Source organism: Sphingomonas sp. RS6 (genome assembly GCF_054489705.1).
Window position 1 is genome coordinate 554,126 of the sequence record NZ_JBTMWM010000001.1, and the last position, 14,633, is coordinate 568,758.

General features: G+C 67.5%; 10 protein-coding genes. 7 read left to right on the forward strand and 3 right to left on the reverse strand.

The window, feature by feature from the left end; all coding sequences use genetic code 11:
• The first annotated feature begins 6 nt into the window (after nt 1-6).
• From ACX40Y_RS02595 to ACX40Y_RS02610, 4 genes are all read left to right on the forward strand, one after another.
• Nucleotides 7-630: a winged helix-turn-helix domain-containing protein gene (locus ACX40Y_RS02595; RefSeq protein WP_459117970.1), complete on the forward strand. Its 624-nt coding sequence runs from the start codon at nt 7-9 to the stop codon at nt 628-630.
• Nucleotides 631-704: 74 nt separating this feature from the next.
• Nucleotides 705-1,481: a crotonase/enoyl-CoA hydratase family protein gene (locus tag ACX40Y_RS02600; protein ID WP_459118386.1), complete on the forward strand. Its 777-nt coding sequence runs from the start codon at nt 705-707 to the stop codon at nt 1,479-1,481.
• A gap of 82 nt (nt 1,482-1,563) precedes the next feature.
• Nucleotides 1,564-2,634 carry a chorismate synthase gene (gene aroC / locus ACX40Y_RS02605; protein WP_459117971.1) on the forward strand — a complete coding sequence of 357 codons (1,071 nt, stop codon included), beginning with the start codon at nt 1,564-1,566 and terminating at the stop codon, nt 2,632-2,634.
• Nucleotides 2,635-2,838: 204 nt separating this feature from the next.
• On the forward strand, nt 2,839-3,063 hold the full coding sequence (locus ACX40Y_RS02610) for a hypothetical protein (protein WP_459117972.1): 225 nt from the start codon (nt 2,839-2,841) through the stop codon (nt 3,061-3,063).
• Between the two features lie 112 nt (nt 3,064-3,175).
• On the opposite strand, the gene ACX40Y_RS02615 is transcribed toward ACX40Y_RS02610, so the two are convergent.
• Both ACX40Y_RS02615 and ACX40Y_RS02620 read right to left on the reverse strand, forming a co-directional pair.
• Nucleotides 3,176-4,465: an adenylosuccinate synthase gene (locus ACX40Y_RS02615; RefSeq protein WP_459117973.1), complete on the reverse strand. Its 1,290-nt coding sequence runs from the start codon at nt 4,463-4,465 to the stop codon at nt 3,176-3,178.
• A gap of 164 nt (nt 4,466-4,629) precedes the next feature.
• Complete coding sequence (locus ACX40Y_RS02620) at nt 4,630-7,950, reverse strand: PAS domain S-box protein (protein ID WP_459117974.1); 3,321 nt, start codon at nt 7,948-7,950, stop codon at nt 4,630-4,632.
• A 160-nt stretch (nt 7,951-8,110) separates the two neighbouring features.
• Here ACX40Y_RS02620 and ACX40Y_RS02625 point away from each other — a divergent pair, with 160 nt between their 5' ends.
• The 3 genes from ACX40Y_RS02625 (at nt 8,111) to ACX40Y_RS02635 (ending at nt 11,178) form a co-directional block, all read left to right on the forward strand.
• Nucleotides 8,111-9,115, forward strand: coding sequence for a fumarylacetoacetate hydrolase family protein (locus tag ACX40Y_RS02625; RefSeq protein ID WP_459117975.1), 1,005 nt, complete (start codon nt 8,111-8,113; stop codon nt 9,113-9,115).
• 67 nt (nt 9,116-9,182) lie between these two features.
• On the forward strand, nt 9,183-10,193 hold the full coding sequence (locus ACX40Y_RS02630; RefSeq protein ID WP_459117976.1) for a glycoside hydrolase family 43 protein: 1,011 nt from the start codon (nt 9,183-9,185) through the stop codon (nt 10,191-10,193).
• A 25-nt stretch (nt 10,194-10,218) separates the two neighbouring features.
• Nucleotides 10,219-11,178: an alpha/beta hydrolase gene (locus ACX40Y_RS02635; RefSeq protein ID WP_459117977.1), complete on the forward strand. Its 960-nt coding sequence runs from the start codon at nt 10,219-10,221 to the stop codon at nt 11,176-11,178.
• Between the two features lie 39 nt (nt 11,179-11,217).
• On the opposite strand, the gene ACX40Y_RS02640 is transcribed toward ACX40Y_RS02635, so the two are convergent.
• The gene (locus ACX40Y_RS02640; RefSeq protein ID WP_459117978.1) at nt 11,218-14,628 is read right to left on the reverse strand and encodes an error-prone DNA polymerase; all 3,411 of its coding nucleotides are present in this window, start codon (nt 14,626-14,628) and stop codon (nt 11,218-11,220) included.
• Nucleotides 14,629-14,633: the final 5 nt, after the last annotated feature.

Here is a 14,633-nt window from a genome sequence, read left to right on the forward strand (position 1 = left end):
CGTGCAATGGCTGGGACGATTGCATCCGCGCTGGACATTCCAAATCTGGCCGAAGCGGCGGCGCGGCGCGGGCTTCGCCTGGTTCCCTATGCCGCCGGGATCGACGCGGAGGCGCTTGTCTTGCCGGGTGGGGCACGCAGTCGCGGCGACGTCGCGCGGATTCGATCGGCGGGATGGCGCGGGCTGCTGATCCTCGTCCTGCCGCGCGGCGGCGACATCGCCGAGGCGCTGGATGCCGGCGCCGACGATGCCGTGGCACTGCCCACCTCGGCCGGCGAAATCGCCGCGCGGCTGGCGGCACGGCTGCGCGGGCGCCACCGCCTGTTTCTCGGGGGAATCGAGATCGACCTGCTCGCCCGCAGCGCCCGGCGCGACGGACGCGCACTCAATCTGCTGCCGCGCGAGTTCGCGCTGCTGCTCCATCTCGCACGCAATGCCGGCCGCACGGTGAGCCGGGACGAGTTGCTGGCGGCGGTCTGGGGCTTGCGCTTCGATCCGGGTACCAACGTCGTCGAGGTTCATGTCTCGCGCCTTCGGGCCAAGCTCGACCGCGACACTCCCGACCGGCTGCTGCGTACCGACAAGGGCCGTGGCTATCGCTTGGTCGATCCCGCCGCCGAGCGAAACTGAGGCGCGCTCGCCATTGCCTTTGCCCGCCCGCGTGCGGCATGCCTTGCCCGAACGAGGGTGACGGGAGCGGGATGATGGGCGAGCGGCTACGCTGGACGTTCGATGCGGGCATTGCCGATGTCCGGCTGGCACGTGCGGACAAGATGAACGCGCTCGATCCCGCCATGTTCGATGCGATCATCGCAACGATCGACGCGCTGGCGGCCCAGCCCGGCCTGCGCGCGGTGGTGCTCTCCGGCGAGGGACGCGCCTTTTGCGCCGGGCTCGACATGGCCAGCATGGCTGCCGGCGATGCCGGAGACCTGATGGCGCGCACCCACGGCATCGCCAACCGGTTCCAGCAGGTGGCGTGGGGCTGGCGGACATTGCCGGTGCCGGTGATCGCCGCCGTCCACGGCGTCGCATTGGGCGGCGGGCTCCAGATCGCGAGCGGCGCCGATGTGCGGATCGCCGCGCCCGACACGCAATTGTCGGTGATGGAACTCAAATGGGGCATCGTTCCCGACATGGCCGGGTTTGCGCTGTGGCGCGGCACAGTGCGCGACGATGTGCTGCGCGAACTGGTGTACACCGCACGGACCTTCGATGCGGCTGAAGCGCAGTCTTTCGGCTTCGTGACGCGGCTTGCCGGCGATCCGCATGCCGAGGCGATGGCACTCGCCAGGACGATCGCCGGGCAAAACCCCGATGCGGTGCGCGCCGCCAAGCGGCTCGCCGGGCATGATGGCGATACCGCATCGGTGCTGCTCGCCGAGAGCGCCGAGCAGATGGCCCTGCTGCGTTCGCCGAACCAGATCGAGGCGGTGATGGCGAACATGCAGAAGCGCGCGCCCCGCTTCATCGACGGATAAGCCCGCCCGGGGCAGGGCTTGCCGCCGGCGGCGACACCTGCGAAACGGTCGCCGGGTTCAACGGGCGGGGAGACTGGCGCCGATGTCGTTCAACAGCTTCGGCCGCGTATTCCGCTTCACCACCTGGGGCGAAAGCCACGGCCCGGCAATCGGGGCGGTGGTCGATGGCTGCCCGGCGGGGCTGACGCTGAGCGAAGCGGACATCCAGCCGTTTCTCGATCGCCGCCGCCCCGGCCAGTCGCGCTTTACCACCCAGCGTCAGGAGCCGGACCAGGTCCGCATCCTTTCCGGCGTGTTCGAAGGCCGCACCACCGGCACGCCGATCGCGCTGCACATCGATAATGTCGACCAGCGATCGAAGGATTATTCGAACGTCGCCAAGGCCTATCGCCCCGGCCATGCCGATTATGCCTATGACCAGAAATACGGCTTTCGCGACTATCGCGGCGGCGGGCGATCGTCGGCACGCGAGACGGCGTCGCGCGTCGCGGCCGGCGCAGTCGCGCGGCTGGTGATCCCCGAGGTGACGATTACCGCTTGGGTCGAGTCGGTCGGCGGCGATGCGATCGACTATGCGCATTTCGACGCGGCCGAGATCGGCAACAACCCGTTCTTCTGCCCCGACGTGCAGGCTGCGCAACGCTGGGAAATGCTGGTCGATGCCGCCCGCAAGGACGGCTCGTCGCTGGGCGCCGTGGTGGCGTGCGAGGCGACCGGCGTGCCGGCGGGCTGGGGCGCGCCGCTCTACGCCAAGCTCGACAGCGAACTGGCGGCGGCATGCATGTCCATCAACGCGGTGAAGGGGTTCGAGATCGGCGACGGCTTTGCAGCCGCCGCCCTGCGCGGCGAGGAGAATGCCGATGCGATGCGCCCGGCGGGCGACGGCGGCGTCGCGTTCCTGGCCAATCATGCCGGCGGCATTGCGGGGGGTATCGCCACCGGCCAGCCGGTGCGGATGCGCGTGGCGTTCAAGCCGACCAGTTCGATCCTGATCCCCGTGGAAACCGTGACGCGCGAGGGCGAAGCGAGCGAGATTCGCACCAAGGGCCGTCATGATCCCTGCGTGGGGATTCGCGGCGTGCCGGTGGTCGAGGCGATGGTAGCGCTGGTGCTTGCCGATCAGAAACTGCTTCATCGCGCGCAGATGGGCTGAACTGCCGGTCGGTTGGGCCGAAAACTGTTTCCAACGCGCGTTGAGCTGAAAGGTCCGGCGGTAACCATCAAGTCGAAGCGGCGTTAATGGGTTCTTGGAAACTGACCAAGGACGCACATTATGTACATGAAATTGTTGATCTCTGCCGCCGCTCTTGTTGCCGCCCCCGCGGCGTTCGCACAAACGACTCCGCAGGATCAGACGATGCCGCCGCCGGCGGATCAGACGACCATGCCGACACCGGATGCGAACACGCCGCCGACGCAGCCTGATGCGACGACGACGATGCCCACCCCCGATTCGTCGACGACGACCGAGCCCCGCACGACGACCGACGACGAAGGCACCACCCAGGCCGAGCCGGGGCAGGATGATGCCATGACGCCGGGCGAATCGGCGGACCGTCCGAAGGCGCGCAAGCCCGATTGATCCGACATGCGGGCCCGTGTTGAGCACCCGCTCGGGTGTTGATCAGGGGTGCGTTCGGCGGAACGCTGCAGGGGCGGTGCAGGTGCGCCGCCCCTGTTAGCGTCCGCGCGGTTCAGTCGGCGAAGGGATCGCGGACGAGGATGGTGTCGTCACGCTCGGGGCTAGTGGAAACCAGCGCCACCGGGCACTGGATCAGCTCTTCGACGCGACGGATATATTTGATCGCCTGCGCCGGCAGATCGGCCCAGCTGCGCGCGCCGAAGGTCGATTCGGACCAGCCTTCCATCGTCTCGTAGATCGGCTCCACCGCCGCCTGGTCCGGCGCGCTGGCGGGGTAGTAATCCAGAACCTCACCGTTCAGCCGATAGCCGGTGCAGACCTGGATCTCCTCGAACCCGTCAAGCACGTCCAGCTTGGTCAGCGCGATGCCGGTAATGCCCGAGACCGCGACCGACTGGCGCAGCAGCACCGCATCCAGCCAGCCGCACCGGCGCTTGCGCCCGGTGACGGTGCCGAACTCATGCCCGCGCGTGCCGAGCCGTTCGCCCACGTCGTTATCCTGCTCGGTCGGGAACGGGCCCGAACCGACGCGGGTGGTATAGGCCTTGGCGATCCCGAGCACGAAGCCCACCGCCCCCGGCCCCATGCCGCTGCCGCTCGCCGCAGTACCCGACACGGTGTTGGACGAGGTGACGAACGGATAGGTGCCATGGTCGATGTCGAGCAGCACGCCCTGCGCGCCTTCGAACAGGATGCGGCGGCCGCGCGACCGCGCCTCGTTGAGCATCTTCCACACCGGCTGGACGAAGGGCAGCACGAAGCCCGCAATCTCGCGCAGCTCGTTCAGCAGCCCCTCGCGGTTGATCGGCGGCTGGCCAAAGCCGGCGAGCAGCGCATCATGGTGCGCGGCGAGACGATCGACCTGCGGCTGAATCGAATCGAGATTAGCGAGATCACAGACGCGGATCGCGCGGCGGCCGACCTTGTCCTCATAGGCCGGGCCGATGCCGCGACGGGTGGTGCCGATCTTGCCTGCGCCGCTCGCGTCCTCGCGAAGCGCATCGAGATCGCGGTGGAATGGCAGGATCAGCGGGCAGGTATCGGCGATCTTGAGCGTGTCCGGGGTCACGTCGACACCCTGCTCGCGCAGCTTCTCCACCTCGGCCTTGAGTGCCCAGGGATCGAGCACCACGCCGTTGCCGATCACGCTCGGCGTCCCACGGACGATGCCCGAGGGGAGCAGCGAGAGCTTGTAGACCTTTTCACCGATCACCAGCGTGTGGCCGGCATTGTGCCCGCCCTGGAAGCGCACGACCACGTCGGCACGCTCGGCGAGCCAGTCGACGATCTTGCCCTTGCCCTCATCGCCCCACTGGGCGCCGATCACTGCAACATTAGCCATGAATACAACTTCTCCGCCTGCCGGGGCGGACCCAGGCCGCCCTTCGACAGGACTCGGCGACCGGGCGGATCAGATGGCCGGGCGATCATGTGCCCGCAGCCGGGGCGGCGAATGGCGAAAGCGGGCGCCGTCGTCAAGGCCCGGCACGGCACCGGCTGGAAAGATCAGGCGTCGAGCGCCTGGCGAACGGCATTGGCCAGCCGGACGATGTCGAACGGTTTCGCGAGAATCGTCTCATCCTCGGGCTGCTGGCCGTCCGGCACATAGCCACTGGTGAGCAGCACGCGCAGCCCCGGGCATTGCGCACGCGCGCGCGCTGCCAGTTCGCGACCGCCCATTTCGGGCATCACCACGTCGCTGAACAGCAACGACACCGACTGTTGCCGATCGAGCATTCGCAGCGCCTCGACCCCGTCGCGCGCGAAGCTGACGCCATAGCCAAGCTCGCGAAGCGCCTCGACCGAAAACCCGCGAACCCGGTCCTCATCCTCGACGACGAGCACCGCTTCGCCGGGCCGGGCACGGGGCAGCGTATCCGCGGCCAGCGGCGTGGCGGTTGCGGCGACCGGCATCGCGCTCGCGGGCAGCCACATCCGCACCGTCGTGCCCTGCCCTTCGAAGCTTTCGATCCCGACATGGCCGCCCGACTGGCGGGCAAAACCAAAGACCTGGCTGAGCCCGAGGCCGGTGCCCTTGCCCACCCCCTTTGTGGTGAAGAACGGATCGAACGCGCGCTGGACGATGTCCGGCGGCATGCCGATGCCGGTGTCGCGGATTGCGATCTCGACATAGTCGCCGGCCGCGATTTCGTAGCGCGCGGCCTGATCGCCCTCGATCAACCGATTCCGGGTCTCGATCGACAGCGTGCCCCCGCTCGTCATGGCGTCGCGGGCATTGACCGCCAGGTTGAGCACCACATTCTCGAGCTGGTTGCGATCGGCGACCACGGCGCGAGTATCGTCGTGAAACGCCGTTTCGATCGTGATCCGCTCGCCTAGCACACGCACCAGCAATTCGATCATGCCGCTCAGCATCTCGCCGGTGTCGAGCGGCACCGGTGCCAACGGCTGCTGGCGGGAAAAGGCGAGCAGCCGCTGCGTCAGCGCCGCGGCGCGCGAAGCGCCGTCGCGCGCCGCGACCAGATAGCGCTCCACATCGGCCCGCCCCTGCGCCAGCCGCCGTTCCATCAGATCGAGCGCGCCGATCACCACGGCGAGCATGTTATTGAAATCATGCGCGATACCGCCGGTCAGCTGGCCCACCGCCTCCATCTTCTGGGCCTGGCGCAACTGCGCCTCGGCGGTCATCAGCTGCGCGGTGCGCTGGCGGATCTCGGCCTCCAGCTCCTCGCGCGAGCGCGCTAGGACTTCGCGCGCGTCGACGATTTCCTGAATGTCGGTGCAGGTGCCGAACCAGCGGATGATCCGCCCGGAATCGTCGCGAACCGGCTGGGCGCGACCGAGCACCCAGCGGTACACGCCCGAATGGTGCCGCAGCCGGTATTCGATGTGATAGGGCTCGCCGGTCGCCAGACACTGCGCCCATAGCCGTGCGCTACGGCTGCGGTCGTCGGGGTGGAACACTTCGCTCCAGGCCGCGCCGTCGGTGGCGCCGCGCGGGACGCCGGTGAATTCGTACCACCGATCGTTGAAATAGTCGTGGAATCCGTCCGGCCGCGTCGACCACACCATCGGATCGATCGAATTGGCGATGGCGCGGAACTTCTCCTCGCTTGCCCGGAGCGCCTGGACGGCATCGGCACGCTCGACCGCGTCCCAGGTCGATTCGACGACCGTCTCGACAAAGGCGACTTCCTCCGCACCCCAGGGGCGAGTCGTGGCGCAATTGGCATAGAAGGTCGCCACCCACTGGCCGCCGCGCAGCAACGGCACGCCGATCGCGGATGGAGAGACGCGACTGAGCAGCGAGTCGGGGTAGGTTGCGCCGCTGTCTTCGAGCACGACCGTTCGGCCCCGACGATAGTCGTCGACAAGCGGCTGGACCGCATCGATGGGCATTGCGCCCTCGAGCGTCGGTAGCACGCCGTTGCTCCAGCCGAAACCGTGATGGATCGTGTCGCCTTGCACGCGATAGAAGCCAACGCGATCCAGCTTCAGCCGCTCGCCGATCTCGGCAGCCGCGAGCCGCATGATCGCGTCGGGTGTGTCGAGGCTACGTTGCCGCTCGGCGAGCCCGTGGAGGAACGACTGGGTATCGGTTGCCTGCTGCAGCTCGGACGCCATGCGCTCGACCGCCTCCTCGGCCGCCTTTCGCGTGGTGATGTCCAGGCTCACGCCGGGAAAACGAACCGGGCGGCCCGCATCGTCGTGGATGCTTCGCCCCTGCGTCAGCAGCCACCGGACCTCGCCGTCGCTCCGAACGATGCGGAATTCGACCGAGAGCGGGTCGCGCGTCCGCACAGCATGACGCATCGCGGCGACCAGCGCGGCACGATCCGGGCCATATACGAACCTGAGCGCACGCGCGAAGGCGATGCCGACACCCACCCGATCGGGCTCGATGCCGAACAGCTTGGCGAAGCGGCCGTCACCGCTGATCGTGCCGCTCTCCGCCGTCCAGTCCCAGGTGCCAAGCCCCGCCGTCGCATCGAGCGCGAGCTGCAATCGCTCCTCGCTACGGCGCAGCGCGCGTTCGGCAAGTGCGCGTTCGGTAATGTCGGTCGCGGCGATGAAGATTCCGGTCGGCGCGCTGTTGCCGTTATGGATCGGCTGAAACACGAAATCGAGAATTCGGCACTCGGGCTCGCCATCCGCCTGGCGTTGCAGAAACACTTCCTGCTCCAGCGCACGATGCGCGCGCCCGGTACGATAGACCTCGTCCAGCACCTCGACATAGCCTTGGGCAGCGACCTCGGGCAACGCATCGGCAACCCGTTTCCCGACGATGTCGGTCCGGCCGACAAGATCGAGATAGGCCGGATTGGCCACCGCAAACACATGCTGCGGTCCCTCCAGCAGCGCGATCGCGCCGGGGGCCTGCTGAAAATAGTCGCGAAGCCGCTCGACCTCGGCCTGCTGGCTACGCTCGGCAAGCACGGCCCGGGTGGTTTCGTTGCCCTGGTTGAGAATGCCGAGGATATTGCCCTCGCCATCCCGAATAGGTGTCAGGCTGTAGTTCCACCAGGTGTCACGCTGCACGCCGTCTCTGGCCATCCGCAGCAGCTGATCGTAGCTCGCCGTCCCGCGCCCGGTGGCGAACACCTCCGCCATCTGCGCGCCAACCACGTCCCAGATTTCAGACCACACCTCGGCCCCCGGTCGACCAAGCGCCCAGGGGTGGCGATCGGCCGGGATGTGCGCCCAGGCATCGTTGTAGATCAGGCGAAGCTCGGGGCCCCAGTAGATCGCGGTGGGAAAGCTGGACGCCAGCGCCATGTCGACCATGACGCGCAACTGCTCGGGCCAGGTCGCGGGCGGCCCGAACGGGTGGCTGCCCCAATCGAATGCCTGGATCCTGGCAGCCATGTCGCCGCCGTGATCCAGAAAGCGCAGCGGAGAGGCCATGTACAAGCGATGATGGTCCGGGGGGTTCGAGTCAACTCGCGGGCGACAATTGTTTTGTCGGCCAAACGGTTCCGCACCGATGCGCGTTGTTCTATGCCCGTTGCGACAAGGAGATGGACGCATGAAACTCGCCAGCTTGAAACGGGGTCGTGACGGTGCCCTGGTCGTGGTCTCGAACGATCTTGCCTGGTGCGCCGACGCCACGACGATCGCGCCGACGCTGCAAGCCGCGCTCGACGACTGGGAGAGGCTCGAACCGGCGCTGCGCAACCTGGCGACGGACCTGGAACATGAAGTGATTCCGATGATGCGCTTTCACGAGCGCAACGCCGCCGCGCCATTGCCGCGCGCCTATCAATGGGCGGACGGATCGGCCTATGTGAACCACGTCGCGCTGGTGCGGCAGGCGCGCAGCGCCGAAATGCCCGACAGCTTCTGGCACGATCCGCTGATGTATCAGGGTGGGTCCGACGGGTTTCTCGGGCCGCGCGATCCGATTCCGCTGAAGGACGAGGCCTGGGGCTGCGACCTGGAAGCCGAGGTGGTGGTGGTGACCGGCGATGTGCCGCTGGGCGCCAGCCAGGACGAGGCCATCGCGGCGATTCGCCTGGTCGGACTGACCAACGACGTATCGTTGCGCAACCTGATCCCCGGCGAACTCGCCAAGGGCTTCGGCTTCTTCCAGTCCAAACCGGCCAGCACTTTTTCGCCGGTGTTCGTGACGCCGGATGCGCTGGGCGACCGCTGGCGCGACGGCAAGCTGAGCGGCACGTTGATGGTCGATCTGAACGGCAAGCCCTTCGGGCGGGCCGATGCCGGGGTCGACATGACTTTCGACTTCGGCACGCTGATCGCCCATGCCGCCAAGACCCGGGCGCTGGGCGCCGGCACGATCATCGGATCGGGAACCGTCTCCAACCGCGATGCCGATGGCGGCCCCGGCCGGCCCGTTGCCGAAGGCGGCGTCGGCTATAGCTGCATCGCCGAGCTTCGCACGATCGAGACGATCCGGAACGGCAAGCCCGAAACACCGTTCCTCCGCAGCGGCGACACAGTCCGCATCTGGATGGAAGACGAGAAGCGGCATCCGATCTTCGGCACGATCGAGCAGCAAGTGGCCGGATGATCGCTTCTTCGCACGCTTGACCGTTGATTTAGTAGGAGTAAATATCGACAAAAAGGCGGGAGGGGTGATGACGGCGCTTCGATGGCAGGCGATGGCGATTGGCGCGATGTTGCTCGCCTGGCCTGCCGCTGCACAGGATCAGGTGCCGGTGCCGGGCGCCAACCCGCTGTTCCGCGATGCCTTCACGGCCGATCCGGCGCCGCTCGTCGTCGACGACCGGCTGTACCTCTATGTCGGCCATGACGAGGCGAAGCCGGGCGAGATGTTCAACATGCGCGAGTGGCTGGTCTATTCGACCAGCGACATGCGCCAATGGACCGCGCACGGCCCGATCATGAAGGTGTCCGACTTCAAATGGGCCAAGCAGGACGCCTGGGCATCGCAGGTCGTTCGGAAGAATGGAAAATTCTGGCTCTATGCGGCGGTCGAGCATGATGCGAGCCACCCCGGCAAGGCGATCGCCGTGGCTGTGTCGGACAGCCCGACAGGGCCGTTCGTCGACGCCAAGGGCGCGGCGCTGATCACCAACGAAATGACGCCCAAGGGCACGCACAGCTGGGAAGACATCGATCCGACGGTCCTCACCGACGATGATGGCACCAGTTGGATCGCGTGGGGCAATCGCCAATGCTATATCGCCCGGCTCAAGCCCAACATGATCGAGATCGATGGGCCGATCACCGAGATCACCCCGCCGAATTTCGAGGAGGGCCCCTGGCTGCACAAGCGGGAAGGGCTCTATTACCTCACCTATGCGTCGCTCGATCGCTCGACGCACAAGGATGAGCGCGTGTCCTATGCCACGGCATCATCGATCCGTGGTCCCTGGACCTATCGCGGCGAATTGACCGGTTCGGCCAGGGGCAGCTTCACCATCCATCCGGGGATCGCCGCGTTCAAGGGCGACTGGTATCTCTTCCTGCACAACGCGACGCTGTCGATCGACGGGGTCGGCGGCGCGCTTGGGCGGCGAGCGGTGACCGCGGAGCATCTTCGATACAATCCGGACGGCACGATGCAGCCGGTCCGCCAGACCGAGGCCGGGGTGACCGCCCCGCCGGCAGCGAACGAGGAATAATCCGAGTAAACACAGGGAGAGGATGATGCGGAACAAGGCTCTAAAGACGCGGCGACAGCAATGGCGACGGGAGCTCGGCACGTGCCTGGCGGCGCTTGCAGCCGTCTGTTCGATCCCATCGGCGCACGCCCAGAACGACAAGATGGTGCAGATCCCGATCCCGGCACAGCCGACCGCGATCGAACTCGGCACCGGTCCGCTGCCCGATGCGACCGCGTCGGAATCGTGGCACAGCCAATATGGCAGCGTCTTCGCCCGCAATGTCACCATCGCGACGCTGACGCCGTTCCTGCCCGATCCGGCCAAGGCAACCGGGGCGGCCGTGATCGTGGCGCCGGGCGGCGGTTTCATGACGCTGTCGATGGAAAATGAAGGCTGGGATGTCGCCCGCGCGCTGGCGGCGCAGGGCGTGGCCGCATTCGTGCTCAAATACCGGCTTCGTCAGACGCCGCAGGAAATGGCGGCGTTCGAACAATCGATGCGCGACATGTTCTCGGGCGTCGCCCGCCGGCCGCGACCGTCGCCCGACGCGGCGGTGGCGGGCCTTGCCCCGCAGATCGCCGATGCCCGCGCCGCCTTCGCGTTGGTCCGCAAGCGCGCGGACGAATGGCATGTCGATCGCGATCGGATCGGGATGATCGGCTTTTCGGCCGGCGCGATGCTGACGATGGCGACCACGCTGTCCGGCGGCGATGCTGCGCCGGCGTTTATCGGCACCATCTATGGATCGCTGGCGCCGGTGACCGTGCCGGCGGGTGCACCACCGCTTTTCGTGGCGCTGGCGGCGGACGATCCGTTGATGGGCGGGGGCAATTTCGGGCTGATCGAAAGCTGGCGCGCGGCGAAGCGCCCGATCGAATTCCACCTCTACGAACAGGGTGGCCACGGCTTCGGCATGTATCAAAAGACTACGACCAGCACCGGCTGGTTCGATGCGTTTTCGCGCTGGCTGGGAATGCACGGCTATCTGAAGCCGGCGGCGTAAGCGGGGGCTCGATCCGGCGCCGCGGTGCCGGATCGGCCGTCAGTGGAAATCGTGCGACTTGATGGGGATGATGTCCTCGCGCCGCGACGGCCAGCTCTCGGGCGTGCGCTGCCTGGGATAGGCGTGGGCGGGGTCGCTCGACCGGGTGACCTTGCGGTCGCGCGAGTCGATCGTGCCGCCATGCGTCGCGCCGTCGCCGGGCATCGTCATCCGCGGCAGGTCGAGCGCGCCGACACTGCGCAGCAGCTCGGTCAGGTCGGTGATCGTCTCGGCGATCAGGTGCAGCACCTCGCCCTCGCGCTGGAGGCGTCCATGCACGGAAATCATCGGCGCGGCGAGGATGATCGGGCGGTAAAGCGCGAAGCGCGCCGGCCAGACGATCGCATTGGCGATGCCGGTCTCGTCCTCGAGCGTGAGGAAGATGCTCTTGGCGCTGCCCGGCTTCTGGCGGACGAGCACGATCCCCGCCACCTCCACCCGGGCGCCGTCCTTGAGCATCTTGAGGTCGCCGCACGGGCGGATCCGCCGCGCGGCGAGCGTACCGCGGAGGAAGTGGAGCGGGTGCGCGCGCAGGCTCAGCTGGGTGGCGCGATAATCCTCCACCACCTCGCGCCCGGCGGTGAGCGGGGTGAGTGTGACCGCCGGCTCGGCGGCCTGAATCGGCCCCTCGATCCCGGCGAACAGCGGCAGCGGCGCCTGGTCGAGCGCCTTGATCGCCCAGAGCGCCTGACGGCGGTCCTGCCCGAAACAGCGGAATGCATCGGCGTGGGCAAGCTTCTCCAATGCCGCGGGCGAGACGCGAGCGCGCCGCCAGACGTCTTCGATCGAGGCGAAGGGGCGTTCCGCGCGCGCGGCGAGGATCGCATCGGTATCGCGAGCGGAGAGCCCCTGCACGACGCGCAGACCGAGGCGAAGGGGGAGCAACCCAAGATCCTCCCCGGCACGGGGAGGGGGACCATGTGCGCCAGCACATGGTGGAGGGGGGGCTCCACACCGGATTCCCTTGTCGGGCTCCCCCTCCACCACCGCCTTCGGCGGCGGTCCCCCTCCCCGTTCCGGGGAGGATTGTAATACCCGCGTATCCCACTCGCTGTCGTTGACGCACACCGCGCGCACCTCGACCCCATGCTCTCGAGCATCGCGGACGATCTGCGCGGGCGCGTAAAACCCCATCGGCTGTGCGTTGAGCAGCGCCGCACAGAAAATGTCGGGATGGTGGCACTTCATCCAGCTCGACGCATAGGCGATCTTGGCGAAGCTCGCCGCGTGGCTCTCGGGAAAGCCATAGCTGCCGAACCCCTCGATCTGCTTGAAGGTTCGCTCGGCAAAATCTTGCGTGTAGCCTTTCTTCAGCATCCCGCTGATCATCTTCTCCTTGAAATGGGTGACGCCGCCGGTCGACTTGAACGTCGCCATCGCCCGACGCAGCGCATCGGCTTCGGCCGGCTTGAAGCCCGCCCCTTTGATGGCGACTTTCATCGCCTGTTCCTGGAACAGCGGCACACCGAAGGTCTTTTCCAGCACTTCCTTCAGTTCCTCGCTCGGATACTCGACCTTCTCCCTGCCCTCGCGCCGGCGGAGATACGGGTGGACCATGTCACCCTGGATCGGCCCCGGCCGGACGATCGCGACCTGGATGACGAGGTCGTAGAATTCCCGTGGCTTCAGTCGCGGCAGCATCGACATCTGGGCGCGACTCTCGATCTGGAAGGTGCCGAGCGTGTCGGCCTTCTGGATCATCGCGAAGGTGGCCGGATCATCATCCTGCATCGCATCCGAAGCGAGCGTCAGCTTCACGCCCTTGTGCTGCTCGAGCAGATCGAACGCGCGCCGCATGCAGCCGAGCATGCCGAGCCCGAGAATGTCGACCTTCATCAGGCCGAGCGTCTCGATATCGTCCTTCTCCCATTCGATCACCCGCCGGTCGACCATCGCCGCCGGCTCGATCGGCACGATCTCGTCGAGATTGGCCTGGGCCAACACGAAGCCGCCGGGATGCTGCGAGCGGTGCCGCGGGGTACCGATCAGTTGGCGGGCAAGGTCGAGCGTCAGCGCCAGCCGCGGCTCGCTGGCGTCGAGGTTGAGCGCGGCGGCATCGGCCTCGCTCACCCCTTCGTTGGACCAGCCCCAGACCTGCCCCGCCAGCCCTGCGGTGACGTCCTCGGGCAACCCCAGCGCCTTGCCGACCTCGCGCACCGCCCCCCTTGTACGATAGCGGCTGACCACGGCGGTGAGTGCGGCATGGCGGGCGCCATAGGTCTCGTAGATCCACTGGATCACTTCCTCGCGCCGCTCATGCTCGAAATCGACGTCGATATCGGGGGGCTCGTCGCGGTCCTCGGAGATGAACCGCTCGAACAGCAATTTATGCACCACCGGGTCGATCGAGGTGACGCCGAGCAGGAAGCAGATCAGCGAATTGGCCGCGCTGCCGCGCCCCTGGCACAGGATCTCCTGCGCGCGAGCATAGCGGACGATCGAATGGACGGTGAGGAAATAGGGCGCGTAGCCGAACGTATCGACCAGCCGCAGTTCCTTCTCGAGCAGTTCGGCATAGGCGGGCGGCGGCCCTTCCGGGAATTTCGCGGCGAGCGCATCGCGGGCCAGCTTGGCCAGCGCCGCCTGCGGGCTGCGGCCGGACATCACCACTTCGTCCGGATAGCGATAGAGCTTGCTGAGCTCGCGGGGATTGAAACTGCACCGTTCGACCACCGCCTCGACTGCCTGCAGCGCCTCGGGCCAGGCGGCGAAGCGGCGCGCCATTTCGTGCGGGGGCTTGAGGTGCCGGTCGGCGCTGCGGGCGCGACGGAAGCCGAGATCGTCCACGGTTGTGGTGTGGCGGATCGCGGTCATCACGTCGTGCAGCATCCGCCGGTCGGGATGGTGGTAGAGCACGTCGCCGGTGGCGAGCGGGGTCAGGCCATGCGCGGCGGCGGCCTCTGCCAGCCCGTGCAGCCGAACTGCCTCCTGCGGACGGCGATGACGGGTGAGCGTGACATGACCGCGCTCCCCGAACACATCCGCCATCCAGCGCAGCGCGGCCGGGTCGCCGCTGTCCGCCATGCCGGGCACCAACGCGGCGACGAGGCCGTCCGCATGGCCGGCCACGTCTTCCCAATGGAGGAAGCACTGCCCCTTCTCGCCATGCTGCGCATCAGCGCGCGCCTTGCCGATGCTGAGCAGCCGGGTGAGCCGCGACCAGGCGGCCAGATCCTCGGGCCAGGCCAGCACGCCGCTGCCGTCGGTCAGATCCAGCCGGCAGCCGGTGACCAGGCGCACGCCGGTCTCCTCCGCCGCGACCAGCCCGCGGACGATGCCGCCGACGCTGTTGTGATCGGTGATGCCGAGCGCGGGCATGCCGAACGCCGCCGCCGCCTCGAACAGCTCGGAAGGCGCGGAGGCGCCGCGCAGGAAGGAATAATGGCTGGTGACCTGGAGTTCGCTGTACATCGCGC